Annotated in this window: 1 protein-coding gene; it reads right to left on the bottom strand. The window is 74.2% G+C overall.

The window, feature by feature from the left end; all coding sequences use genetic code 11:
• Positions 1-224 precede the first annotated feature (224 nt).
• Positions 225-596, bottom strand: a 372-nt coding sequence (locus P409_RS35640; protein WP_034849909.1) for an HAD family hydrolase, incomplete at its 5' end; no start/stop codon positions are given.

Here is a 596-nt window from a genome sequence, read left to right as displayed (position 1 = left end):
CCCCTGTCCTGAAACGCTGGGTCCTGGTGTCGTGGCCGAGCCGCCCTCACCCGGTCTCGCTGCGCGAGCCCGACCTCTCCCGCAAGCGGGAGAGGCAATCTGCTCGCCGACCCGCCGTTCGCTACCACCACTCAATGTGTAGATGCCGTAGTCCCCTCGCGGGAGAGGGAGGGGCCCGACGCCGAAGGCGGGGTGAAGGGGCTTTCGCCACCACGATCCGCGGCTCAACCCGGTGCCACCACCCACCGTCCCAGCGCCTCGACCGTCACCCAGCCTTCGCCGGCGCCGGCGCCGCCCAGGTGGCGGTAGGGCGCGCCCGGCTCGCCCAGGTCGGACAGCACCGCCAGCGCGTGGCGCAGGTCGTCGTCACCGGTGTACAGGCCCGGCGTCGCCAGCACCGGCAGGCCGGCGCGGCGGGCCGACAGCACGCCGTTGCGCGAATCCTCGATGGCGACGCACTCCGCCGGCTCCAGTCCCATCGCCTCCAGCACCGCCTGGTAGACGTCCGGCGCCGGCTTCTTGCGCGGCACCGCGTCGCCGGCCACCATCACCTCGAACAGCCCCGGCCCCTCCGGCCCAGCGCCGCCGCCAGCAGT

Origin of the sequence: Inquilinus limosus MP06 (assembly GCF_000767795.1) — a bacterium.
Taxonomy (GTDB): Bacteria; Pseudomonadota; Alphaproteobacteria; order DSM-16000; family Inquilinaceae; genus Inquilinus; species Inquilinus limosus_E.
This window is presented reverse-complemented; position numbering and strand designations above follow the sequence as displayed.